Source organism: Affinundibacterium amnicola (assembly GCF_014284275.1).
Taxonomy (GTDB): domain Bacteria; phylum Pseudomonadota; class Gammaproteobacteria; order Burkholderiales; family Burkholderiaceae_D; genus Undibacterium; species Undibacterium amnicola.
Window position 1 is genome coordinate 128,953 of the sequence record NZ_JACOFU010000002.1, and the last position, 22,868, is coordinate 151,820.

The window sequence follows — 22,868 nt, forward strand, 5'->3', positions numbered from 1 at the left end:
ATTAGCTGATACGAACTTATGACCAGAGTTGATTTTCACAGTAAAGTGCAAGACAAGATTCTTTACAGCTGCCGCTTAATACGTAAAGCACGTGCAGCGAATTGCGAGATTCTTGTGCTTAGCGAAGATGCAGAGCAAGCGAGCCAATTGAATCGAGCGCTATGGAGTTTTTCGGCCAGCGATTTTTTGCCGCACGTGATGCTGGCAGATCCTCTGTCAACACAGACACCGATTATCATCACGACTGCGTTTGATCGTGCCTTACCTCATCACAATGTCTTGATTAATCTGAGTCAACGGCTGCCTGAAAATTTTACGCAATTTGCGCGTGTGATTGAAGTGGTTTCACAACATGAAGATGACGCAGACTCTGCACGGCAGCGTTTTCGTTTATATCAACAACAAGGCATCAAACCTTCTCATATCGTGGCGGCATCATGAACGAACAAATTGATGAAAGCATTCCGGTGTTAACTGAAGTCATTCCAACTTCAGATAACAAATCTGTCAGTAGCAAATCCAAAGCAACGGAGGCGCACTTTCCTTTCGTGACAGGTAATTCATCTCCCGCCGTAAACAATACTCCGGTAAGCAATTCAAGCAAGCCTATTAACGCGGCAATTGCGGCAGCCCAGGAAGTTTTAGCGCAACCAACACTGTTTCAATCCGAGACAGAATCTGAAATAGCGCTTGATGTTGCAGTCGAACACACCAATAACATCAGTGCTGAAGACTGGAAGGAACTCGAACTGAGCGTTCGAGAGAATGTGTTACGTCAAGTGTTATCTCGTGTTGACTTTGTGCTTGAGCACCGCGTCAGCGACAGCCTGGCAGAGGTGCTTCAAACGGCGGTAGATAAACTGGCAGATGAGATTCGGGTGGGACTGCGCAACAGCATAGAAGAAGTGGTGACGCGTGCGCTGACACAAGAGTTAAGTAAAATTAAAGGTAGTCATCGCAAGCCTTGAACAGGGCACTACCTCGAAACACGTACACTCAATTCTGGCATCTTTTCATCAAACGCAATTCGGGTAGAAAACTTGGCGCGCTTCATCGGAAAGCGTGAATGGAAATGGCGCACATTACCCGAACCAGAAATCGCACGCCGCACAAACTGATAATAGGCTTCCATGTCGACGACATGGATCACTAAGAAATAATCGATCTCGCCTGAAACAAAATAACATTGCATGACTTCTGGTTCATGATTCATGCATGCTTCAAAATCGCGCATGTGTTCATCTGACTGATTTTGCAATGAAATTTCAAGAAATGCCAACATTCCATAGCCGATTGAGAATGGATCTACCATCGCGACATCTGCGCTAATCACACCCGCATCACGCAAAGTCTTAATCCGACGCAAACAAGTTGGCTGCGAAATATGTAATTTTTCAGCTAGCACTCTGGTAGGCGTTTGATTGTCCTTTTGCAGCATGTTAAGCAACTTACGATCAACTTTGTCGAGGGTATGAAATTTAGCCATAAATTTAGCGATGTATTGTTTCAAGATAAGAAAAAGGCTCGGATCAGACCGAGCCTTTTTCAGATAAACAAAGTATTACTTCACACTCAAAATCCATTTAACTAAAGTCTTGGCTTCTGCGTCATTTACTTGTGCATTTGCTGGCATAGGAATAGCACCCCACACACCGCTACCACCCTTCATCACTTTAGTTGCCAACTTGGCTTCTGCAGTTTTATCCCCAGCATATTTTTTTGCGATATCTTTAAATGAAGGTCCGAGAATCTTTGCATCTACACTATGGCAACTCATACAGTTTTTGGACTTCGCCAAATCCGCATTTGCCATCGCAGAACCAGATACCAACATCATTACACTTGCTGCAAACATTAAAGCTGTTTTCATGAAAATCTCCAGTTAAAAATCGAATGCGCGTATTTTACCGCCTTTTATCAGATACTGAAGCAAGTAACGTGATTACATTCGATTGGTTGACCTTGCTCAGAATAGCCCCTATGATAAAGTCCGTCTTTAAAAGCTATTGAGCACGGCTTTGCTGGCGTCTTTTAAGTCACACATCATTTACCAAGTCCATCCCATTAAGCCTACATTCATTATGAAAATCCTTCTCCCAGTTGTTCTGTTATACATACTTAAACTATTAGATCTCAGCTTCATGGAAAACATCTCATGGTGGTGGATTAATGGCCTAGGTTTATTCGCATTTCTCTGGTTTGAATTTTTTGAGCGTATGCTTGGCCTAGATAAGCGTAAAGATGAGATGTTGCACGAAAAAATGCGCAAAGAAAGACTCAAACGCAGCTTTACCGACAAGAAAAAGAAATAATCACTACCGTATAATCTGTCGCCTGACTTAATCATCCATCGACTCAATTTTGATTCCATCCCATGCAAATTGAACTGCGCCAGCTGAGATATTTTGTCGCAGTTGCAGAAGAGTTACATTTTGGACGTGCTGCAAAAAAACTGCATATGACCCAACCTCCGTTATCGCAAGCGATACAAGGATTGGAAGCGGAATTAGGAGCAGCATTATTTCATCGGACAACCCGTCAAATTCAGTTGAGTGCGGCGGGCCTCGTTTTACTCCCAGAAGCAAAACGTTTACTGGCACAAGCTGGACTTTTACCAGCAATCGCACAAAGAGCGGCGGCTGGTGCGATTGGAGAATTACGACTCGCGTTTATTTCCATTGCTGATTACAGCATTTTACCCCCTGCATTACGTCACTTTCGCCAACATTACGACAAGGTCAAAATTGTATTGCATGAAGCGACAAGTGATCGCCAGCTAGCACTCTTAGAAAATGCTGAAATTGACTTGGGGCTGTTAATCCCCCCCATTCCAGATCGCTTAAAAGATGTACTTCACTATCAAAAACTACGCCGTGAAAATTTAATTCTGGCATTACCAGATGGCGCAGAAAAGCGCGCATTTCCGACAAAATTATCTAGCTATAAAGATTTGCCATTAATTCTTTTTCCGCGCACAATTGCGCCTGCTTTACACGACACAATTTTGGGCTGTTTCCGAGAAGCTGGTATGACACCAGTGATCGCACAAGAAGCAATACAGATGCAAACCATCATTGCTCTGGTTTCCGCAGGAATGGGGATGGCGCTGGTACCAGAATCTGTTGCCAACTTACAGCGTATTGGCGTGCATTATCAAATATTAGATTCATCAAACGCCACGCGCGATAGCGTGGAGCTAGGAATCGCATGGCGTCGTGATTCAATTTCGCCAGTCACTCAGGCTTTTTTAGACCTTTTAGAAAAATAAACTCATGTTGGATCATCCTAATTTCAACCCTGTCGCGCTCGATCTCGGTTTCTTCAAAATCCATTGGTACGGCATCATGTATCTGGTCGCGTTCGCACAATTCATTTTATTGGGTCGTTTGCGCTTACGCATGCCGCACATCGCTGCGCTTGGTTGGACTAAGGAACACATCGACGATATGCTGTTTTATGGCGTACTCGGTGTCATCATTGGAGGACGCTTGGGCGAGGTGATTTTTTATCAGCCGCTACACTTTCTACAAAATCCTTTAGAAATTTTTATGGTGTGGAAAGGCGGCATGTCTTTTCACGGTGGATTTCTCGGCGTATTAATTGCAATGTCCTTATGGGCTCGCCACGCAAAAATGCCACTGGTGCATGTGTATGACTTTATCGCGCCCTTGGTACCCCTAGGTTACGCAGCAGGTCGCTTCGGCAATTTCATCAATCACGAATTACCTGGTCGCATGGCATCAAGTGACCTGCCATGGGCGATGAATTGGCCTGGCGTCGCCTATCCAGTTCATCCATCTCCGTTGTACCAAATGCTAGTAGATGGCCTCTTACTGTTTGTGATTGTCTGGCTGTTTTCCCGCAAAGCACGTCCAGCACTAGCAGTTGGCGCGGTATTCGTCATGTTATATGGCTGCGCACGCTTCTTTACGGAATATTTCCGTACACCAGATTATGAAGTGAGTTTTATTGGTATGACGATTTCAGCAGGGCAAATGCTGTCCTTGCCCATGATTTTAGTTGGTGCCTTGCTATTAGGCTTAGCTTATGCAGGCAAATTCACACCAGTGCAACACTCACCTGCCCCAGCGAGCAACGTAAAATCACCAAACACAAAAACTAAAAAACAAAAAAAATAAATCCCTCAGGAGGAGACCCAAGATGGACAATATTCGCTGTGAAATTGAAGGCAATATTGCCTTTATCACGATATCCAATCCAGATCGACTGAATGCTTTAAACATGGCGATGTGGAATGCACTGACTACGCACTTCACGACGTTGCATCAGAATGAAGATTTGCGTTGCATTATCATACGCGGCGCAGGTGGCAATTTTGCAGCGGGTGCTGATGTACAAGAATTCGCCACCGTGCGCAATACCTTGGCAGACGGCATGCGTTATCACAATCAAGTGATTGCCGCATCGTTGAAAGCCATTAGTGAATGTCAGCACCCAGTCATTGCCGCAATTGAAGGTGTGTGCGTTGGCGGCGGCTTAGAAATTGCGATTTCTTGCGATATTCGGGTTGCCTCTCCTGGTGCGCGCTTCGGCATTCCAATTAACAAACTTGGTTTTCCTTTGGCACCAAAGGAATTGCAAAGTCTTTTGGGTTTAGTAGGTAAAGCTGTGGCTTCTGAAATCTTGTTAGAAGGTCGCATACTCAATGCGATCGAAGCTAAACAAAAAGGCTTGGTACAACGACTTTCCGATGATGTACCAACTGAAGCATTGGAGACTGCGCAAAGGATCGCTCTAGGCGCACCACTGGCGGCACGCCTGAATAAAAAGTTTATTCGCCGATTAAGCTTTGTACCTGAAAGACTCAGCGACGAAGAACAATTGGAGGCTTTTTCCTTCTTGCAAACCGAAGACTATCAAGAAGGTGTGCTTGGTTTCCTAGCTAAAAAGGTCCCCGTTTTTACGGGTAAATAGTAACGAAGTTCTTGATATGAATGCCAATCTCTACGCTTTATTTGCAAGTCATTTTCCACACGATCAATCAGCTTGCTGTATAGAGACGCACGATGCTCGTTATTACAGCTGGTCGGACATAGAACGCGCCAGCGCGATGCTGGCAAATCTCTTATGTAGCTTAAAACTAAGTGAGGGTGCACGCATCGCGGTGCAGGTTGAAAAATCGCCTGAGGCCTTGATTCTATATCTGGCGACACTACGCGCTGGCTATGTTTTCTTGCCATTAAATACCGCCTATCAACACACAGAGATTTCGTATTTTATCCAAGATGCTGCCCCCGAAGTCGTCGTGTGTTCGCCGCAAAATTTTGGCTGGGTTTCACAAATCGCATTTCAAGCTGGCAGCCAGCATGTCTTCACCTTAGATGCACCAGCTCAGGGAAATAATCGTGGCAGTTTATTGAACAGAGCTAGCAGCATGTCCGATCAATTTATGACAGTGCAAAGTCAAGACTATGATTTAGCCGCGATTTTATACACATCGGGAACTACGGGGCGCAGTAAAGGCGCGATGCTCACGCATGAAAATTTGTCTTCGAATGCGCTCGTTTTGAAAGAAGCATGGGGATGGTGCGAGGGAGATGTATTGCTACATGCCCTGCCCTTATTTCATGTGCATGGTTTATTCGTCGCATCGCACGGTGCACTATTAAATGGCAGCAAAATGATTTTTCTGCCGAAGTTCGATGCCGATCAAGTCTTACATTATCTGCCGCAATCAACGGTGATGATGGGCGTGCCAACCTATTATGTCAGGCTGCTACAAGATGAGCGACTGAATCAGGCAAGGTGCAACTCGATGCGCTTGTTTATCTCCGGCTCTGCGCCTTTACTTAGGGAAACCTTCGACAACTTTCAACAACGCACTGGCCACACGATCTTAGAACGCTACGGCATGAGTGAAACCACCATGCTGACCTCCAATCCCTACGCTGGTGAACGCAAAGGTGGCACGGTAGGTTTAGCGCTTCCAGGTGTAACAGTACGCGTGGTGAACGCACAAGAAGAGATATGCAGCATTGACGAAATCGGTGATATCCAAGTCCAAGGCCCCAATATTTTCCAAGGCTATTGGCGCATGCCTGACAAGACTGCAGAAGAATTTACCGAAGATGCTTACTTCCGCACCGGTGATGTTGGTAAGTTGGATCAGGACGGCTATTTAAGCATCGTTGGGCGCAGTAAAGATTTAATTATCTCTGGTGGCTACAACGTCTACCCGAAAGAAATCGAAAGTGTGATTGATGACATGCCAGAAGTTGCCGAGTCAGCTGTTATCGGCCTAGCGCATGCAGATTTTGGCGAAGCTGTATGTGCAGTGATTGTATTAAGAGCCAAGACAACATTAGATGCAGCAACAGTCATCACACGTTTAAAATCGCAAATCGCTAACTTCAAAGTACCGAAGCAAGTCTTCTTCGTCAGCGAATTACCGAGAAACACGATGGGAAAAGTGCAGAAAAATTTACTCAGGCAGCAGTTTCAAAATTGAAGTCTAGGTTGACACAATCTTGCACTAACGAGAACTTCATTGCGTAGGGTGCGCCGTGCGCACCATATTCATAGGCTGTGCTGCCTTCGGTGCGCACGGCGCACCCTACTTTAGCTCGTCTATTCTTGATGCCAATACGGCACCCACCTTTGTCGCGGACTCTTACTTCTTATCCAACAGTTTCAATACCACCTTCCATTCTGCGGCGGTCACGGGAGTAATCGACAAACGACTCCCTTTCTGCAACACCACCATACTCGCCAAATCTTCATTCGCTCGCATTTCCGCTAGGCTCAATACACGCGTTTTACGAATCGCTTTCACATCCACCAAAATCCAGCGCGGATTTTCTGGTGTTGCTTTCGGATCGAAATAGTGACTCTTCGCATCAAACTGTGTTGCATCAGGATAGGGCGTACTAGCGACTTCCGCAATCCCGACCACACCGGGCTCATCGCAGCTAGAGTGGTAAAACAAAACCCCATCACCGACTTGCATCTGATCGCGCATAAAATTACGCGCCTGATAATTACGCACGCCGAACCACGGTGCAGCACCAATGCGCAAAGCATCATCGATACTCACTTCGCTGGGTTCTGATTTCATTAGCCAGTATTTCATTAGGTACTCCCAATAAGGTCAATAAAAATACGCAGACGGCAAGCAAACGTCACTAAACGTCAAGATTTCTCAAAGCAGAATTATAGCTAGTTCAGCGGCATCAAATAAAACGATATGGCTCACCTCACAGTATCCAACACGAACAAATAACATGCATATATAACAAAAAATTTCCAGTATTTTTGTGCTTTTTAAAACAAAATTTGTTTTCATAAAAACAGAATGCTATAGTTCTGCATCAGTTTCTTTTTTGATCTTAGTCTATTTCCAAGTCAGGAGCACGCCTATGTCTACCCTACTACGTCATCCAGAACCGCATATTCCCGCATCAGAAGATCGTGGTGCCTTGGCGAAGATGGTGATGACGCTGATGGATCACTGGCAATTGTCTACGGAAGATCAAGCGGCTTTATTGGGCATTGCTGCCAGTAATCGCGCGACTTTGACGCGTTATCGCAAAGGCGAGGCGATAGGCACGAATCGCGATCAATATGAACGAGTCGGCCATCTACTCGGCATTCACAAAAATTTGAGACTCTTGTTCCCACAAAACCGTGAGCTGGCTTATTGTTGGATGACGACCCGCAACCGCGCATTCGATAATCTGTCGCCAGTGCAGGTTGTACGGGAATGGGGATTTACCGGACTATTGATGGTGCGCTCCTACCTTGATCGCGCTCGTGGTGTTTAGGTTTCAATTTCATTCAGCACCACCGAATCTCACTCGTCATTTTTCTTTTAGCATAGCACTCGCATGCAATCTCTATTTTCTAAAGTAAAACTCCATGATGTTCATGAAAACGTTTTTCGGAATATCGTCTCGCTACAAATCTCACAAGATCTTTTTGATGACTTAAGCGATGCACCGGAAGATTGGGCCTTGGCGCAACAAGTGGAAGATGAAGTAAAACCACCGACCTTTATATCCACAACACCGATCATCCACCGCCCATTTGAAGATGCCCATTGGTTCAATGCAATCACTTGGCCTTTTCAACATTGGCAAGCGAGTCGTTATTCCGATGGTCAATTTGGTGTCTGGTACGGTGCAGAGTCGGTTGAAACCACGGCATACGAAACCGCTTACCATTGGTATTACGGCTTATTGGCGGATGCCGGTTTTCAAGAAAAAAATGTGAGGATTGAACGCAAGGTGTACACCGTCGCTTGCGACGCAGCACTACTCGATCTACGTCCTTTCCATAAAAGCCAAGCGGGTCTGATGCACAAGACTGACTATAGTTACACACAAGCGATAGGTACTCGCTTACACCGCGAAGGTCACCCAGGTTTAATCACACACTCAGTGCGCAATCCATCCGGTCATTGCTATGTGATTTTGAATCCAGCTGTATTATCCGATCCGCGACACTGCTGTCAATTATCTTATCGTGTTGATGGCGATAAAATTCATGTTGAAAAACAGCTTGGGTCGGCTTGGATGAGTATTTCGGTTTCTGGTTTGTGATTGAATATAGCTACCTCAATAGCTTTGACAATGATACAAAACACTTACTCATGTCGTCACCTCGATGCGATCTCAAGGGTCTTAAGTTAGAAACAACGTACAAACGAAATCCCTTAGCTTAGTCATGAATATCTAAAATTTTAATGAACAGCAACATCAATTAACCGTCACTCCTGCGCAGGCAGGAGTCCAGCAGCGTTCGTTAATTCACAGAAATCACTGATTTCCTGCTAAACACACAGAAATGACGACCGTTACTCGCTGAGAGGACGACTAACCATTACGATACAGTGATGCCAAAAATCGATACTGCTCAAACGAAGATTATACTTGCGAGGGCGACCTCTCATTCGTATCAAGCACTTAACTTATTTTTTATCACGCCAATCTTTGCTATAAAGAAGATCGTTATAACTCAACTTCAGAATCGTGAACTTCTTAATTAGTTGTTCTGCTTCAGATCCAAATTTTTTTGCTTCATCAAAAGACAAAAAAATTTGCTTTGTTTTTGGTGCAGCCAAAATTTTGAGAATTCGCTTTGTAGCGGCAACTTCAATATTTTTATAGATAACAGAATCGTGTATAACAAACGGCAAGCTAGTCAAAGAAAGCATCGCCAAATCAAATCCGATCAAGCCAGCATATGATTTTCCTGTTCCAGTATCATCAGGAGATGAGAAGTTGTAGGAGTTGGCATTTTTTATTCGCAATTCAGAGCTATTTCTGGTAGGCCCGTAAACAACCTTATTGAAGGCTTTCAATTTCAAATTAATTTTTGCCTCTATATCAAGAAATATTTTTTCATAGATTACGTCTAATCGCTGACCAGATATTTTTATAACCTCTTTAAGCTGCTCTTTCTGTTCGAAATATTTGTTTTCTTCAGTTGCGTTATCTGTGATTTCTTTTAATTCAAAAACTCGCCTAAATAGATCATCCGGCATACCTTTAGACCGCAACGTAGTTTGAATTTGCGACTCTAAAGTTACTATTTCAATCGTGAGAGTAGATTCTTCTAACTGAACTACATCTAGTTCACTCTTTAGCTCTTTTTTAACGATACTTCCTATTTTTTGATGAAACGTTTCTACTTGCTCAAGCCTCGTCACATCAACGGTTGGAAAAAACTCAGATACCAAAGCGATGTTGGTGACAATGCGTGGAGTTATACCGGAAATCTCTCGTTGCAATCTTTTCGCTTTGCTCTGAAGCTCATCTCTTAAATTAATAAGCTCATTCTTTCGCTGTGCTAAACGCCGCAAATCTTCAGTAAATAACGCTTCATATGCATTTAGTGCGCCACCGAATCCCGCTTTAAGGCGTTCAATCTGCATAACATTCTCATTAATAATTTTGAGGTTTTCCCCATGTTTAGTCTTATTTATGCTGGGAATGATGTTCGCATTCATCGAATCAGTGATGAGTTTTTTTCGGTCTTTTTGTTCGTCAATAACTCTTCTCTCTGCTGCGATATCCTCACTTCGATCAAAGAGGTCTATTAATCGGGCTATTGCCGTTCCACTTGATTCTTTGAGTGCGGAAATAAAAGGTTGATCTGGCTCTAACCCACCTTTTTTCCAAATACGAGCAAAAGGATTCATAGTAGACCGAAACGAACTTTCTATCTTTACTAATCCATAAAAATCTTTCAGGGTCTTACGAAAAACGTCTACAGATATCTCACTAAACCTTTTATAGTCCTCATCACATTCAAATACCACATCTGAAACATCCGTTGATCGGGAAAAATAATAGGGTCGCCCATTAAAAACAAAGAAAAAATTGTAATGATGGTGACCCAGCGCCTTAATTGCCCCTGCTTCATCCTTAATAAAGCTGTCACCTCCATGCACGAAATCTATGACCATCAACGCCGTAGACTTACCAATAGAATTCTTGGCATCATCATCGCCCAATATAATGTTAAGTCCTGAATGAAAAGAAATTTTTTCATGTTTGAAAAAAGGACACCGTATTTCTTTAAGCATACTTAATCAACTCCGAGTCTTCATTTATATTGACTGCTCCCAAAACATACAAAATGTCGAGTGCATGTAGAAATTCGCTGGCATCATAGAAAAAATCTTTAGTTCTGACATATACATCTAGAACGCTTTCATTTTCTTTTCTATCAGACAAAATACATCTCATCTTGAAAATTGTAGATTCTTCAAGTCTCGTGAATTTACTCGGTACCAACATCGAAGACCTCACAATTTTGGACAAAAAACGAAGTTAGTACCTTCGCAGCTAAGATAGATTTATTTGTTTTTATACTGATCCATTGTGCAACATAATTGAATACTAAATCTTTGTTCGCAGGATTTTGCTTATTCATTGCAAGGTAGTATGAGTTAATTTGATTCAGTAAGATTTTGACCGATGCTTGATCTTGTTGCTCCAATTTACGAATGTGATCTCTTATCCGTACATAGAAACTAATTGCATCACTTTTAATTTCATGTTTCTGAAGTGGACTCATTCCAACTTTCAGCTTTTTATCCACAGTCGAAATATCAAATTTTGTTGGTGACAGTGTTATGTCTTCAAATTCAAATGCCGCAATTGCATCAAGTATTTCATTGACTTCTTCTTGAATCGCGTGCTGTGAGGCGGTGAGCTTTGCTTTTGCATTGCTTAGATATCCATCCTTAATTTTTCTCAGAACTATAAGCTCATCGAGCTTAAAATCTTTATCATATTTAGTATGGCAAGTCGGACACAAAGCAATGACATTTTCCAGAGCATTAATATCAATAGGGACGGGAAATGCACCTAGCGCCAATGCTTGGGGCTGCGTAGGATTTAAAGGATAAATGTGAGCTACTTCATAACCTTTGCTAGGTTTTTTTGAATTTGCTTTTTGAAAAAGAATTGGCAGTGTACATAAAGGACAGCATCCTCCTGTTTCCGCATAAAGAACACTATGCTCAGTATCGCTATATTTATCTCTTTTTGTAGCCATTTATAGTTCCTTGCCTGTAACAGCTAATTTTTAAAATTTCATATCAATAAAAAATAAGCGGCAGTATCAATTTGTTTCAATTGAACAATATTGAAAGGTAACCGATTGCTCAAAGAAACACAATTCATTCCAAAACTCTCACATAGTCAGAATGATCCTTTGCAACAATTACCCCTGTTTTTCAATTAATTGAACACACGACATCCGCATTGAATAATGCTTCACTACTACGTCGTAGAATGTAAAACCAAACTAATATTGGCATCGAAAATAAATATAATCCGTTGAAGCTACGAATTACCTTTCTAGTTAACTGCAAAGAGGTCTTTGCCTTTTCACTGGCAAAGACCTTCATTAAAACCTCATCACAAACAAACGTCAAATCCCCCCTTAAGTCTGAATAGTATTCATAACATTAATCGGCGTAATCAAATTAAACACCACCGTCCTAGGCACCGCATCACTATTCGGATACAAAGAAAAGTATTTGGCGATGTCTTTTGCCTGACGTAGTTGAATTGCCTGTGCGATCTTGCGTACGTCTTGGTAATACTGATCGACCACATTGCGCAAGGCGTTGTCTGTAAAGCCGTAGGTGTCTTGTAAGAAATCGCTGGAGGGTTCTAATACGCCGCGGCCGAATACGGTCTCTGGGTAAGGGCCTTGGCCTGTGACTGAAGCGTTGAGTTGTATGTCTAAGAAATTCATTCCTCCTACTTCTGGATAGGTGTAAGTTTGCGATGGCAGGCAGGCGAGTAGGTCGGCTGGTGTCCACTGGCTGGATGTTTTATTTGCTGGTGGTGCATACATCAGGGTGGATGCGTTTGGAACGAAGGCTGCTTGATTGTAAGCACCGTCATTGATGACCGTGTGCTGCGCTGAGAACAGCCAGACAAACATGGTTAACACTTCGTTCAATAACGCTGCGGTGGTGACACTGGCAGAGAAGCGTTGCGCTTGTTTCACGCCATTGACGTAATTAAACGCAGGAATCCAAGGTGACTTCAAATTTCAAAAAACAATATTTTCGAACAATCCCAAACCAACAGCTATGTCGTCATTATGCTTTTTCTACTAGGACAACTCATCCACGATCAATTTCAGAGTTTAATCGTGGATGATCAGTTTATATAAAGCACATCTCCTTCAAGCTATTCCTCTTTGCTTGATTTAACATGCTGCAAACCAGTCAGCAATAAGCAAACTATGAGCAGTACACTGTACTCAGAACCGTTGCGTCCGAGTCCCACCACAAACCATCCTTCTTGTGCATGAACCAGTGCGATGCCCATTGCGTAAATAAATGCAAGAACAGCACACACAGGTGCGGCAAATCTTCCTAGAAGTAGAAAAATTGATCCAATAATTTCTATCCCTGTGACCAAGGCTGCGAAATAAAATCCAGCAGGAAAACCTTGCGCATTCAAAAATTCTCCAAAAGGAGGAACACCACCAGCGATCAATCGCGCCCAACCATGTGCGGCAACCAAGGCCGATAATAAAACACGAAGGATTAACCAAGCAAATGTGCTTCGGGCAGAAGCTGAAGCAAGAGAAGCAGGTAAAGGTAATTTCATGATTTGTGAGCAGATGAGCGATGCCGTATCAAAGCGATTCTGTCATCTTAATATAGTTGAGAGGAATAAAAAGATAGCAGATTGCCTAAAAAATTACAATTTACACCTACTTCTTCAACTATCAAATCAAGTTTAACTTATTCATAAGCTGCCGCAATTTGGTCTAACAAAGCACATAACGATTAGCCAAATCAACGATAAAACTGGGTTGCAAATACGCCAGAAAAACCAGCGCAAAAATCGCAGCAATGGCAAGCACAATCAACACTTGGCTGGTTCTGGAATTAGGTTTCATCGTGAACTTCTTAAGCTGCAAGCGGCAGTTTCGTGTCGCGCTCTATCGCTGCCTCGTTAATCGGCAAATTAATCAGCGTTGCAAAAATTCCCAGCGCAATCACGATCATCCAAACCGCATCATAATTACCATTCTTGGTGTACATATAACCACCGAGCCACGCGCCGATGAAGCTGCCTAGCTGGTGCGAGAAGAAAACAAAGCCCGATAGCATAGACAAATATTTCAAACCAAAAATCCCGGCGATCACCCCGTTGGTCAATGGTACTGTGGACAACCACAGCAAACCCATCGCTGCTGAAAAAACATAAACGCTATAAGTACTCAATGGCGCAAGAACAAACAAGGCAATCACAATACTGCGACTCAGATAAATACTAGAAAGCAGGTAACGCTTAGGAAATAAACCACCTAATTTACCCGCGCCATAAGAGCCAAAAATATTGAACAGACCGATCAGCGACAAAGCGATTACCGCCACGCTTGGATCAACAATGCCCTTATCTTTCAAATACGCTGGCATATTCATACCAATAAATACCAATTGAAAGCCGCACACAAAGTAACCTGCTAACAAAAGCAAAAACGGTTTATGGGCAAAGGCTTCACGTACCGCTTCCATGGTGCTTTGTTGTGGCCCTGTATCGACTTCGCGCGGTGGTTCACGTAATTTCCAAGCCATCGGTAGCATCACGATCAGCATCAAAGCCGCCAACACATATAGGGCGTTTTGCCAGCCAGCGTGTTGGATCAATTGCTGATCAACTGGCATCATAAAAAACTGTCCAAAAGAACTCGCTGCCGAGGACATACCAAATGCCCAAGAGCGCTTAGCCTCTGGTGCGGTGCGACCAATGAGGCCACTGACAGCACCAAATGTTGTGCACGCTAACGCCGCACCGATCAATAAACCTGAGCCAGCGATGAAAGCAAGCGGATGATTCACCAGTGCCATCCAAACTAAACCAAGTGCGAACAAGATTGCGCCCAACACAATCACTTTTGCCGTACCCAATTTGTCAGCCGCCATGCCCGCAAATGGCCCAAATACACCCCACATTAGATTTTGAATCGCGATCGCCATCGAAAAGGTTTCGCGGGTCCACTGATGTTCTAATGAAATCGGTTGCAGCCAAAAACCAAAGCCGTGACGTACGCCCATCGACAGCGTTAAAACAAAACCGGTGGCGACTAGTACAGTGACTAAATCTGGTTGGCGACGTGGGGTAGAAATAGCACTCATCATTACAATCTTTTTAATGGTCCTGCTGAGTAAGCAGGTATAAAGCCCGATTTGGCTGGAGAACTCGCAGTTTAGCTGAATTTTGCTTTGCCTGTTTTTACGGCGCGAAGTCAATGCTGATATCAGAAATTGCTTACATACGGAACCAATCTCATTCCCTACTCTTCTCTCGCAAGCGAGAGAAGGAAGCTCTTAAGCGCTAACTAATTTGCTGGCTCATGCGCTAACAAATCACGCTGCTCCAACACAAACGACTGTAGTTGCGGAAAAAAATCTAGAAAACCTTGGCTCAAATCCGCATAATTTTGTTCTAAATCGACGACTGATTCTCGCAATAAATGCCCATTGCGCGACAGCCGCGTAGAAACCCGTTGAATCGCGATATCGACACCATCAAATGCCATGTAGGAACCCAACCAATCTTGCGCCACCATACGTGGTGCTGCATAGGCCAAAGTTTCGGTAAACAGATTTTTGCGCGCCAATAATGCTTGATAAAATTCTTGAATAAAGACACTCAAATCGAGGTCTGAGTAGTGCTGCCAGTGCTTGGCTAATACATGATCATAAAAGATATCAAGCGCGATCCCAGCGTAGCGACGCCGATTTGGTGCAAACAAACTGCGTGCATCTTGAATCAATGGATGCTGATCTGTATAGCTATCAATCTTTCTGTGCAAGATAATTTCTTGAGCGATTGTGATGGGATATTCTGAAGCACCGTTCATCTTGACAAAATCACCTAATAGCGCACCCAGCATCGCATCATGACTATGACGCGCGAGATAAATGTGGGCGAGGTAATTCATGATATGTATTATTAGTACCGACGAGTGTGCTCCATAAGATCAGGATTGTAGCGAATCTAAGCACTTCGCGTATGAAGTGCGCCTTCAAGGTTTAACATATCATGGTAACTTAAAGATTTAGACAAATCCAAGCGCCAAAATCAGGCGCTTCTAACGGCCACTGATCGGCACGTTCTATCGTGACGCGTCCCTGATGTAGATGGTATTGAAGTGCACGAATCACGCCCGCATGGGTAATCCAAACGACATCGGCATGATGCAATCGAGACAATTGCACACTATCTTGATAAGCAGCAATTACCCGCGTCAACACATCTTGGCAGCTCTCGATACCACCAAATTGATAGCGTCCAAAATCACTAATCCAAGCATCGATGTCGGCTTTGGCAATGTTTTTCCAGGCATATCCTTCCCACTGCCCAAAGTGCATTTCCTGCAAGCGTACATCGACCGTGCTATTCCAATGAGGAAAATGCTGCTGTAAAGCAGTGGCTAATTGCTGCGTTCTTTGCAGCCCGGAGAAATAGACTAAGTAATTTCTTTCAGCATTTTGCTTCAGCACTTGCGCCAATGCCGTCGCGGCTTGCAGGTTCGCTTGTGCATCGGCAGCAACATCGAGCTGACCGTAACAAATGCCTTTTTCAATTAAGGGTTGTGCATGCCGAACTAGCCAAAGTTGATGTGACATCAATCAATTCCATGCCAATAAGATGCCTAGATAGAAGGCCAATTCGCTCACTTGCTGAGTCGCACCCAAAGCATCGCCGGTAAATCCTTGAATGCGATGTGATAAAAATCGACGCATCCACCAACAAGCGCACAGGGCTGCCAACAATCCAGCGATCCAAACCCATGAAGGATAAACATAAGCGATCAGCGCAAATGCAGATACACACCATATTGCGGCGACCACTAAAGTTGGATAATCAATCGCATCCGCCAATGGTTTAGATTTTGACTGCGGCGTATCGCCAACATGCGGCAAACTTTTGATGATCAAAAGCGGCATCATGCGTGATGTTACATGCGCTAAAAATATCGCCATGAAGGTCGCTAATAAATTGACTTGTCCCAATAAACTGAGCAAAGCAAACTTAGTACTCAAAGCCAATATCAAGGCCACCGCACCATAAGTGCCGATGCGAGAATCTTTCATAATCTCTAAAGATTTTTCCCGACTGACATGGCCGCCTAATCCATCTGCCAGATCTGCCAAACCATCTTCATGAAAAGCACCAGTCAACATCACACTAAAAACCGTACTCAACACAACAGCAACAAAAACAGTCGCTGCTTGTTGTGGTAGTAACGTATGCGCACCCCAAAAAAACAGCGCGGTCAAGCCGCCCACCAGCCAGCCTATCCCCGGAAAATGTCCAGCACTGGCACGCAACATCGCGGGACTATATCCCACCCATGTCGCTAATCTTCCGGTGACTGGAATGCGGGTAAAAAACTGCAAGGCTAACAGGTAGTGGCGAATCATCATTTACTTATCCCTAATAGTTGCGCTTAATCATTGCGCTTAATCACTGCGCTTAATCACTGCGCGCTACACCAGCACTCTCAAAGCTCGCCATATCGCACAAGATATCACTCGCCGATTGCAACAAAGGCCATGCCAAAGCCGCGCCAGAACCTTCACCTAAGCGCAATCCTAAATCCAATAACGCCGTCGCTTGCAATGTTTCCAGCATCAAGCGATGTCCACTCTCCGCGGAGCGATGTGCATATACACAACGCTGCTGTACTCTTGGTGCCAAACGCGTCGCCACTAACACCGCAGAACTGGCGATAAATCCATCAACCATAATCACACGATTGTCGATTGCCGCTTGCAAGACAATACCGACCAGCGTGGCGATTTCAAAGCCACCTAAACAGGCTAAGGCATCAAGCGGCGCGGTCGCGCTCGCATGGCGCTTTAACACCAAACGTAAAGTCTCTACCTTTCTGGCAATCGCAAAATGATCGAGACCCGTTCCCGCACCTGTGCAATCCGCAATATCCAAGTCGCCTAAGCGTGCCAACAATAGCGCGGCAGCAGACGTATTACCAATACCCATCTCGCCCAACAAAACAGCATTACCAGGCAAATTTTTGACAATGTCACGTCCTTGGTCAATCGCTTGCTGGCATTGCTCTGAGCTCATCGCTGGAACTTGCAAACTATCTGCCGTGCCGTATGCGACTTTGCGGATCAGCAAACCCGGGCGCGGTGTGAAATCGTGGTTCACTCCACAATCAATCACGTTCAATGCGATGCCATGTTGACGCGCCAACACACTCACCGCGGCGCCTCCTGCCAGAAAATTCTCGACCATCTGCCATGTTACGTCACTAGGAAAAGCCGATACCCCATGTTTGACTATTCCATGGTCACCAGCGCACACCAACATTTGCGCTTGTGACAAACGAGGTGATTCGGTGCCTAGGATCAAACCTAGTTGTATCGCGAGTTGTTCTATTCGCCCAAGCGAACCAAGTGGTTTAGTTTTGTTATCGATCTTATGCTGTAAGCGCGCTAGTAATTCTGGCTGATGTAAATCATCCATTGCAAACCATGCTTCATTGACTGCGTTCATATCTTTACCTCTACTCTAAACAAGAAAACTTCATTAAAAATTCGGCGAATATTGTTTCACCGCGCGATGAAAAGCATCTTGCATAGGCGGAGACAAGACTCGCATTCGAAAACTATCGTCGAGGCCGAATGAACCTGCATGTCGCAACTTAATCCCTTGTGCTCGCATGGCATGTAAAAAATCGGTACGGTGTTCTTGAATTTTTCTGTTGGGTGTCACGCAGAAAAAATTCGTATCACTTGGTTCAATCTGCCATCCCAGATCTGTACACAAAGCGATTTGCCTTTGCTTCCATTGGCGCAAAGTTTCCAAACTTTTCAATAACCATTCTTGTACCGATGGCAAAGTCCAGGCACTTAACATCGTGACGGCATGACTACCCAAAGGCCAAGATGCTGCCATTTGTTCCAAACGCTGCTGCCAAGTTTCTGCATGCAAAGGCGCAATCACATAGGCACCACGAACACCAGTCAAGCCCAAAGCCTTATTGGGCGTAAATAGCTGCCAGCAAGCATCGCGTTGTTCTGGACTCAAACTGGAACACCCAGATAATCGCAATGCCTGATAAGCGCAATCAAGCACGACTTGCGCATTGCCAGATTTCGCCGTAATCATTTCGGCCAAGCCTATTTGATTTTGTCCTAAAGGGCTGCCCGGCTCACACGCCCAGATCAAATCCGCTGAACGACAATTTTCAACGACATCTAGACCAGCAGCGCGTCCTGCCAACACATAGTCACCATAACTATGGGGCGGCACCCACACCGTTTTTTGAGAATGCGCGAATCGTTTACTTTGATTATCTTGCTTATCTTGATTGCGCTGCCCCACCAACATAGAAATCCGAAAGATAAACTCACTCGCACTGGCAGCCAACATAATGCGTTGTGCTGACACTTGATGCCATGCAGCTAGTGCATTACGCAAGCTGTGATAGTCTGGATCAGGATAGCTGGCACAATCACTTAAACGAATTTGCGTCAGCACTTCTGGACAGGGGCCGAGCGCATTGCTATTAGTAGAAAAATCGTAAGTCGGCTTGCCCAAAGTATCTGTGCCACCATGCATGCGCGTTGCTACTGGCAGACTGACTTTTCCGCTTATTTGCGTACTTACCTGGGTACTTATTTGCGTACTTATTTGCGCACCTACTTGCCCGTCTAATGCGTAAGCTTGGTTCAGACCTTGTGGAGATAAGCGATTGACAATCAGCATAGATTAATTTTTTCAAAAAACTTATTCAGAAACAAAACAAGCACAAACTGGCAACGACAAACCAAAGCCAAATTGCACGCTCGCACAGCTTGACTGCCAATCTAATATGGCTGCTATCAACTTCTGCACCCTGCGCATGCAATACATAAACGCCCGGCTTCGACAGTCGTACATCCAAGATCAAAGCCATCGCTCCCATAGTCCAACCACCATTTGGTGAGCTTGTGACGCCAGCTTCACGCCATAAGCTAACAGTCGGCATCCGCGCCACAGCCAAATACATCAACAAAGCGGTGATTCGTGCGCCCGGCCATGACAAGACATCGTCTGCACGTGCTGCCCACTTACCTGCCCAAGTCCACACTCGCCCGCCGCGCTCACCACGATAGCCCCACATCGCATCCGCTGTATTCGCGAATCGATACAATAAAACGCCAGGCAAACCAGTAAGCACAAACCAGAACAAAGGCGAAATAACAGAGTCGTTCAAATTCTCTGCCAAGGTTTCTATCGCACTCTCGCGCACTTCACGTGCTTGCAATTGACTGACGTCACGACTGACCAAACGCGACAATTGTTGACGACCAGTATTCAGAGAATTTTCTAGAGCAAACTCAACCGCTACCACTTCGTCTCGCAACATACACCAGCTAAACAAAGGCTTGAGTAGGATGCCAAAAATAAGTCCTTGCCAATACCATGCTAATACGCTGATTGCTTGCTGAAATTTCAAAGCAACACCAAGCAAGACGAGCGCGGCGAGCAACCAAAAAAATGCACCAAGCAAGAATTCTTTTGTCGCATGTTTTTCATCTAAAACTTCAGCATCAGCAACTTTAGGTGCAATGCGCTTACCGTAATAATCCAAGTAATAACCTATCCACACTACCGGATGCCAAGCAGGCTTGGGTTCGCCAAGATAGCGATCGATCAGCCAGCCCACCAGCATGGCGAGTACGAGTATTTGCGTGTACTCAGGTGTGAAATAGACAAAGTTAAACAGCATTTTTTAGATTTAACCCAGATTTCCCATAAGGATTTGTGATGACGAAGGATGCACTTTTCGAAAGTCACGTCAAACAAATCAATCCTCAGTCTTCAATGCCACGTTGCGCTGGTATTCCAGCCCGAAACGCATGCTTCACCAAAGTCATCTCAGTCACCGTGTCAGCCAGTTCAATCAATTCAGGTGGACAACGGCGCCCGGTCAAGACCACATGCACATCCACTGGACGGGCGCGCAAAGTTGCTAAAACGTCGTCTAGCGGCAACCAACCGTAAATCAAGGGATAGGTGATTTCATCCAAAGTCACCATGAAAAATTCCCCACTCATGATCGCGACTTTGGCTTTTTCCCAACCATCACGCGCCAACTGCGCAGAGTGATCTAAATCCTGACTCTTCCAACTAAAACCATCGCCCAAGCCGACCACTGGCAGACCTAATTGTTCAAACATACGGTGTTCGCCAAAGCGAGCTGTCGGTACTTTCATGAACTGAAAAATTTTCACCGCTTTACCACGCCCATGGGCGCGCAAAGCCAAACCAAAAGCGGCCGTACTTTTACCTTTGCCATCACCGGTATTGATGATCACTAAACCACGGCGTTCGCCTTGTGGTTTTTCATATGGTTTTTCTGCTGGTGGTGTTTCAATTTGCATCTTAATTCTCCATTTTTTTCTACACTTATTTCTATATTTACTTCAACCCAGTGCTTACGCAAAATTGCACCGATTAGAGCCGACTTGCGTAGGATTGGTCGTGCGTGCCACACAGATTAACCACGACCTTGGTGCGCATGGCGCACCCTACATTACAACGACATTACATCAGCCATACTAGATTTCAATTCGGCAAAGCCACCCACTGCCCCGCTACCGAATGGATCGATATGCGCTGTTCAAATACTTCACGCAATGCCTGATGACTAGCAGAGTCATTACACGCCCCTTGATGAATTAGCTGTCCTTGCTGCATGATCAATAAGTGATCGGCTTGCAAGGCAAACGAAATCTCATGCAAGACGCTGATCACGGTTTTTCCTTGCGCGACTAACTGCCTGACCAGCGCCATCCAATCTGCCTGATGCGGAGGATCGAGATTGGCTAAGGGTTCATCCATCAATAAAATTTCGGCATGTACGGCTAAAGCTCTTGCCAATAACACGCGTTGTCGCTCACCGCCGGATAATTGCCCAAGGCTGCGTTCTCTCCATTGCCAGGCTTGCGTATCGCGTAGTGCTTGTTCTACCGCTGCATAATCCGCCACACTCGGTGCGGCCAGCCAAGCTTGATGCGGTAAGCGCCCTAGCATGACGACATCCCATACACGCATATCTTCTGCTGCACTTTGACTTTGCCCCAACCAAGATAGATAACAAGCTTTTTCACGTCTTGAGATGTCGGTCACACAGCGCCCCAGCAATTGCACCTGACCATCACAATCCAATAGACCCGCTAAGGCTTTGAGCAAGCTAGATTTACCTGCACCGTTTGGCCCGACGATGCTAGTCCAGGCACCGCGAGGAATTTGCAAACAAACCTCACGCAAAATGTGCGCACCATCGAGGACAGCGTGAAGTTGTTCGGTTTGAACCGCCACTGTGTTGGCATTGTTAGCATCCAATTGCATCATCAATGCCCTTCCATACGACGCTGTTTGTGCATCAATCGCAATAAATAAGCACCACCCAAAATTGCCGTTACGACACCGACTGGCAATTCTTGTGGTGCGATCATCCAGCGACTTAGAATATCTGCAGCGCTCAACAAAACGCCTCCCGCTAAACTTGATAAGGCGATCAAACCTGCATGCGTGGTCTTTAGCATAGAGCGCACCAAATGCGGTGCAGCCAATCCCACAAATACAATCAATCCCGTTTGTGCCACCGCTGTTCCTGCACTCAATGCAATAATGAATACGAGCGCCATGCGCATTTGCGGCAAAGGCAAGCCTAAACTAGTGGCAGTTGCCTCCCCCAGCGATAAGCCATCTAATACCTGACTTAAAGCGAGGCTAATCACCAAGCAAATTAAACAAACCAGCAACATCAAACCGCAACTAGACCATCCCACATAGCCTGTGCTTCCCAACATAAATGCCTGCATAGCTTGGACGATATCAGGGCGCATCATCGTGACCAAAGATCCAAGTGCACCCAATACCACACCGACGATTACACCAGCCAATAACAAACGCAAAGTATGTTGCACCCCACGAGCCAATAGCAATGTCAAAAATACTGCCAACACTGCGCCACAAAAAGCCGCACCAGTCAGCCCCATGCGCACCACCCAGGCTGTCGCAAAAGGTGAGCCACCAAATGCGACCAAGGCCGTCGCCACCCCAAGTGAAGCACCAGATGCGCTACCCAATAAATACGGATCGGCCAAAGGATTGCGGAACAAGCCTTGCGCCACTGCACCGGATAAACCAAGTAAAGCGCCCGCCGCCCAAGCTCCCAAGGTGCGTGGCAAGCGGATATCCCACACTATTTGCATGGACAAAGATTGTTGCCACATGCTCAGCAGACTTTCCCAGCCATTGCTGCCAACCCCCAAGCCGAGCACAATCAAAGCGGCACTGAGTAACAACAAAGCCATGAGCATGAACAATAACTTG

The 22,868-nt window shown here is 45.1% G+C and carries 28 protein-coding genes; 9 read left to right on the top strand and 19 right to left on the bottom strand.

Annotated elements, in window-relative coordinates:
• The first annotated feature begins 18 nt into the window (after positions 1-18).
• Positions 19-441, top strand: a complete 423-nt coding sequence (locus H8K33_RS04870) for a DNA polymerase III subunit chi (protein WP_186889885.1) — start codon at positions 19-21, stop codon at positions 439-441.
• The gene (locus H8K33_RS04875; RefSeq protein WP_186889886.1) at positions 438-968 is read left to right on the top strand and encodes a hypothetical protein; all 531 of its coding nucleotides are present in this window, start codon (positions 438-440) and stop codon (positions 966-968) included. Before H8K33_RS04870 ends, H8K33_RS04875 begins: the two co-directional genes overlap by 4 nt.
• 8 nt (positions 969-976) lie before the next feature.
• Here the strand turns inward: H8K33_RS04875 and H8K33_RS04880 are convergent, their stop codons facing one another.
• Together H8K33_RS04880 and H8K33_RS04885 are read right to left on the bottom strand one after the other, a co-directional pair.
• Positions 977-1,486 carry an Lrp/AsnC family transcriptional regulator gene (locus H8K33_RS04880; RefSeq protein ID WP_186889887.1) on the bottom strand — a complete coding sequence of 170 codons (510 nt, stop codon included), beginning with the start codon at positions 1,484-1,486 and terminating at the stop codon, positions 977-979.
• 75 nt (positions 1,487-1,561) lie between these two features.
• The gene (locus H8K33_RS04885; protein ID WP_186889888.1) at positions 1,562-1,870 is read right to left on the bottom strand and encodes a c-type cytochrome; all 309 of its coding nucleotides are present in this window, start codon (positions 1,868-1,870) and stop codon (positions 1,562-1,564) included.
• Between the two features lie 211 nt (positions 1,871-2,081).
• Between H8K33_RS04885 and H8K33_RS04890 the strand changes: the two genes are divergently transcribed.
• The 5 genes from H8K33_RS04890 (at position 2,082) to H8K33_RS04910 (ending at position 6,469) form a co-directional block, all read left to right on the top strand.
• Positions 2,082-2,312: a hypothetical protein gene (locus tag H8K33_RS04890; protein WP_186889889.1), complete on the top strand. Its 231-nt coding sequence runs from the start codon at positions 2,082-2,084 to the stop codon at positions 2,310-2,312.
• A gap of 62 nt (positions 2,313-2,374) precedes the next feature.
• Positions 2,375-3,268 carry a LysR family transcriptional regulator gene (locus H8K33_RS04895; RefSeq protein WP_186889890.1) on the top strand — a complete coding sequence of 298 codons (894 nt, stop codon included), beginning with the start codon at positions 2,375-2,377 and terminating at the stop codon, positions 3,266-3,268.
• Positions 3,269-3,272: 4 nt separating this feature from the next.
• Positions 3,273-4,139, top strand: a complete 867-nt coding sequence (gene lgt, locus H8K33_RS04900) for a prolipoprotein diacylglyceryl transferase (protein ID WP_186889891.1) — start codon at positions 3,273-3,275, stop codon at positions 4,137-4,139.
• Between the two features lie 22 nt (positions 4,140-4,161).
• Complete coding sequence (locus H8K33_RS04905; protein ID WP_186889892.1) at positions 4,162-4,935, top strand: enoyl-CoA hydratase/isomerase family protein; 774 nt, start codon at positions 4,162-4,164, stop codon at positions 4,933-4,935.
• Positions 4,936-4,951: 16 nt separating this feature from the next.
• Positions 4,952-6,469, top strand: a complete 1,518-nt coding sequence (locus H8K33_RS04910; protein WP_186889893.1) for a malonate--CoA ligase — start codon at positions 4,952-4,954, stop codon at positions 6,467-6,469.
• Between the two features lie 162 nt (positions 6,470-6,631).
• Here H8K33_RS04910 and H8K33_RS04915 read toward each other — a convergent pair whose 3' ends face one another.
• Positions 6,632-7,090, bottom strand: coding sequence for an EVE domain-containing protein (locus tag H8K33_RS04915; RefSeq protein WP_186889894.1), 459 nt, complete (start codon positions 7,088-7,090; stop codon positions 6,632-6,634).
• A gap of 286 nt (positions 7,091-7,376) precedes the next feature.
• Between H8K33_RS04915 and H8K33_RS04920 the strand changes: the two genes are divergently transcribed.
• Both H8K33_RS04920 and H8K33_RS04925 read left to right on the top strand, forming a co-directional pair.
• Positions 7,377-7,781, top strand: coding sequence for an MbcA/ParS/Xre antitoxin family protein (locus tag H8K33_RS04920; RefSeq protein ID WP_186889895.1), 405 nt, complete (start codon positions 7,377-7,379; stop codon positions 7,779-7,781).
• A 63-nt stretch (positions 7,782-7,844) separates the two neighbouring features.
• Positions 7,845-8,558, top strand: a complete 714-nt coding sequence (locus H8K33_RS04925) for an RES family NAD+ phosphorylase (RefSeq protein WP_186889896.1) — start codon at positions 7,845-7,847, stop codon at positions 8,556-8,558.
• Positions 8,559-8,926: 368 nt separating this feature from the next.
• Here H8K33_RS04925 and H8K33_RS04930 read toward each other — a convergent pair whose 3' ends face one another.
• From H8K33_RS04930 to H8K33_RS04995, 16 genes are all read right to left on the bottom strand, one after another.
• Positions 8,927-10,546: a DUF2326 domain-containing protein gene (locus H8K33_RS04930; RefSeq protein ID WP_186889897.1), complete on the bottom strand. Its 1,620-nt coding sequence runs from the start codon at positions 10,544-10,546 to the stop codon at positions 8,927-8,929.
• Positions 10,539-10,760, bottom strand: a complete 222-nt coding sequence (locus H8K33_RS20215) for an ABC-three component system middle component 7 (protein WP_390320545.1) — start codon at positions 10,758-10,760, stop codon at positions 10,539-10,541. Before H8K33_RS20215 ends, H8K33_RS04930 begins: the two co-directional genes overlap by 8 nt.
• A complete protein-coding gene (locus tag H8K33_RS04935) occupies positions 10,744-11,523 on the bottom strand; it encodes an ABC-three component system protein (protein ID WP_186889898.1) in 780 nt (259 codons plus the stop codon). The genes H8K33_RS20215 and H8K33_RS04935 overlap by 17 nt, the downstream gene beginning before the upstream one ends.
• Before the next feature lie 390 nt (positions 11,524-11,913).
• Positions 11,914-12,531, bottom strand: coding sequence for a lipoxygenase family protein (locus H8K33_RS04940; protein WP_186889899.1), 618 nt, complete (start codon positions 12,529-12,531; stop codon positions 11,914-11,916).
• Positions 12,532-12,674: 143 nt separating this feature from the next.
• Complete coding sequence (locus H8K33_RS04945) at positions 12,675-13,100, bottom strand: DoxX family protein (protein ID WP_222613297.1); 426 nt, start codon at positions 13,098-13,100, stop codon at positions 12,675-12,677.
• A gap of 163 nt (positions 13,101-13,263) precedes the next feature.
• Positions 13,264-13,395, bottom strand: coding sequence for a hypothetical protein (locus H8K33_RS20060; RefSeq protein WP_281387267.1), 132 nt, complete (start codon positions 13,393-13,395; stop codon positions 13,264-13,266).
• 10 nt (positions 13,396-13,405) lie between these two features.
• Positions 13,406-14,641, bottom strand: a complete 1,236-nt coding sequence (locus H8K33_RS04950; RefSeq protein ID WP_246443347.1) for an MFS transporter — start codon at positions 14,639-14,641, stop codon at positions 13,406-13,408.
• Between the two features lie 200 nt (positions 14,642-14,841).
• Positions 14,842-15,447: an acyl carrier protein phosphodiesterase gene (locus tag H8K33_RS04955; RefSeq protein ID WP_186889901.1), complete on the bottom strand. Its 606-nt coding sequence runs from the start codon at positions 15,445-15,447 to the stop codon at positions 14,842-14,844.
• A 109-nt stretch (positions 15,448-15,556) separates the two neighbouring features.
• A complete protein-coding gene (locus tag H8K33_RS04960; RefSeq protein ID WP_186889902.1) occupies positions 15,557-16,135 on the bottom strand; it encodes a histidine phosphatase family protein in 579 nt (192 codons plus the stop codon).
• A gap of 3 nt (positions 16,136-16,138) precedes the next feature.
• A complete protein-coding gene (gene cobS / locus H8K33_RS04965; protein ID WP_390320540.1) occupies positions 16,139-16,936 on the bottom strand; it encodes an adenosylcobinamide-GDP ribazoletransferase in 798 nt (265 codons plus the stop codon).
• Between the two features lie 49 nt (positions 16,937-16,985).
• Positions 16,986-18,032: a nicotinate-nucleotide--dimethylbenzimidazole phosphoribosyltransferase gene (cobT, locus tag H8K33_RS04970; RefSeq protein WP_246443350.1), complete on the bottom strand. Its 1,047-nt coding sequence runs from the start codon at positions 18,030-18,032 to the stop codon at positions 16,986-16,988.
• Positions 18,033-18,065: 33 nt separating this feature from the next.
• Positions 18,066-19,247, bottom strand: a complete 1,182-nt coding sequence (locus tag H8K33_RS04975) for an aminotransferase class I/II-fold pyridoxal phosphate-dependent enzyme (RefSeq protein WP_246443351.1) — start codon at positions 19,245-19,247, stop codon at positions 18,066-18,068.
• 25 nt (positions 19,248-19,272) lie between these two features.
• Entirely contained in the window at positions 19,273-20,253 is a 981-nt protein-coding gene (gene cbiB / locus H8K33_RS04980; RefSeq protein WP_186889903.1) for an adenosylcobinamide-phosphate synthase CbiB, read from the bottom strand.
• A gap of 85 nt (positions 20,254-20,338) precedes the next feature.
• Positions 20,339-20,908, bottom strand: a complete 570-nt coding sequence (gene cobO, locus H8K33_RS04985) for a cob(I)yrinic acid a,c-diamide adenosyltransferase (RefSeq protein ID WP_186889904.1) — start codon at positions 20,906-20,908, stop codon at positions 20,339-20,341.
• A gap of 184 nt (positions 20,909-21,092) precedes the next feature.
• Entirely contained in the window at positions 21,093-21,881 is a 789-nt protein-coding gene (locus H8K33_RS04990; RefSeq protein WP_246443354.1) for an ABC transporter ATP-binding protein, read from the bottom strand.
• Positions 21,881-22,855, bottom strand: coding sequence for a FecCD family ABC transporter permease (locus H8K33_RS04995; protein ID WP_246443402.1), 975 nt, complete (start codon positions 22,853-22,855; stop codon positions 21,881-21,883). Before H8K33_RS04995 ends, H8K33_RS04990 begins: the two co-directional genes overlap by 1 nt.
• Positions 22,856-22,868 lie beyond the last annotated feature (13 nt).

Coding starts and splice junctions, on each gene's coding strand:
- H8K33_RS04925 (WP_186889896.1), top strand. CDS start 7,845: ATGCAATCTCTATTTTCTAAAGTAAAACTCCATGATGTTCATGAAAAC.
- H8K33_RS04905 (WP_186889892.1), top strand. CDS start 4,162: ATGGACAATATTCGCTGTGAAATTGAAGGCAATATTGCCTTTATCACG.
- H8K33_RS20060 (WP_281387267.1), bottom strand. CDS start 13,395: ATGAAACCTAATTCCAGAACCAGCCAAGTGTTGATTGTGCTTGCCATT.
- H8K33_RS04920 (WP_186889895.1), top strand. CDS start 7,377: ATGTCTACCCTACTACGTCATCCAGAACCGCATATTCCCGCATCAGAA.
- lgt (WP_186889891.1), top strand. CDS start 3,273: ATGTTGGATCATCCTAATTTCAACCCTGTCGCGCTCGATCTCGGTTTC.
- H8K33_RS04885 (WP_186889888.1), bottom strand. CDS start 1,870: ATGAAAACAGCTTTAATGTTTGCAGCAAGTGTAATGATGTTGGTATCT.
- H8K33_RS04890 (WP_186889889.1), top strand. CDS start 2,082: ATGAAAATCCTTCTCCCAGTTGTTCTGTTATACATACTTAAACTATTA.
- H8K33_RS04950 (WP_246443347.1), bottom strand. CDS start 14,641: ATGATGAGTGCTATTTCTACCCCACGTCGCCAACCAGATTTAGTCACT.
- H8K33_RS04930 (WP_186889897.1), bottom strand. CDS start 10,546: ATGCTTAAAGAAATACGGTGTCCTTTTTTCAAACATGAAAAAATTTCT.
- H8K33_RS04875 (WP_186889886.1), top strand. CDS start 438: ATGAACGAACAAATTGATGAAAGCATTCCGGTGTTAACTGAAGTCATT.
- H8K33_RS04870 (WP_186889885.1), top strand. CDS start 19: ATGACCAGAGTTGATTTTCACAGTAAAGTGCAAGACAAGATTCTTTAC.
- cobT (WP_246443350.1), bottom strand. CDS start 18,032: ATGAACGCAGTCAATGAAGCATGGTTTGCAATGGATGATTTACATCAG.
- cobS (WP_390320540.1), bottom strand. CDS start 16,936: ATGATGATTCGCCACTACCTGTTAGCCTTGCAGTTTTTTACCCGCATT.
- H8K33_RS04960 (WP_186889902.1), bottom strand. CDS start 16,135: ATGTCACATCAACTTTGGCTAGTTCGGCATGCACAACCCTTAATTGAA.
- H8K33_RS04895 (WP_186889890.1), top strand. CDS start 2,375: ATGCAAATTGAACTGCGCCAGCTGAGATATTTTGTCGCAGTTGCAGAA.
- H8K33_RS04910 (WP_186889893.1), top strand. CDS start 4,952: ATGAATGCCAATCTCTACGCTTTATTTGCAAGTCATTTTCCACACGAT.
- H8K33_RS04955 (WP_186889901.1), bottom strand. CDS start 15,447: ATGAATTACCTCGCCCACATTTATCTCGCGCGTCATAGTCATGATGCG.
- cobO (WP_186889904.1), bottom strand. CDS start 20,908: ATGCAAATTGAAACACCACCAGCAGAAAAACCATATGAAAAACCACAA.
- H8K33_RS04995 (WP_246443402.1), bottom strand. CDS start 22,855: ATGCTCATGGCTTTGTTGTTACTCAGTGCCGCTTTGATTGTGCTCGGC.
- cbiB (WP_186889903.1), bottom strand. CDS start 20,253: ATGCTGTTTAACTTTGTCTATTTCACACCTGAGTACACGCAAATACTC.
- H8K33_RS04945 (WP_222613297.1), bottom strand. CDS start 13,100: ATGAAATTACCTTTACCTGCTTCTCTTGCTTCAGCTTCTGCCCGAAGC.
- H8K33_RS04935 (WP_186889898.1), bottom strand. CDS start 11,523: ATGGCTACAAAAAGAGATAAATATAGCGATACTGAGCATAGTGTTCTT.
- H8K33_RS04880 (WP_186889887.1), bottom strand. CDS start 1,486: ATGGCTAAATTTCATACCCTCGACAAAGTTGATCGTAAGTTGCTTAAC.
- H8K33_RS04915 (WP_186889894.1), bottom strand. CDS start 7,090: ATGAAATACTGGCTAATGAAATCAGAACCCAGCGAAGTGAGTATCGAT.
- H8K33_RS04975 (WP_246443351.1), bottom strand. CDS start 19,247: ATGCTGATTGTCAATCGCTTATCTCCACAAGGTCTGAACCAAGCTTAC.
- H8K33_RS20215 (WP_390320545.1), bottom strand. CDS start 10,760: ATGTTGGTACCGAGTAAATTCACGAGACTTGAAGAATCTACAATTTTC.
- H8K33_RS04990 (WP_246443354.1), bottom strand. CDS start 21,881: ATGATGCAATTGGATGCTAACAATGCCAACACAGTGGCGGTTCAAACC.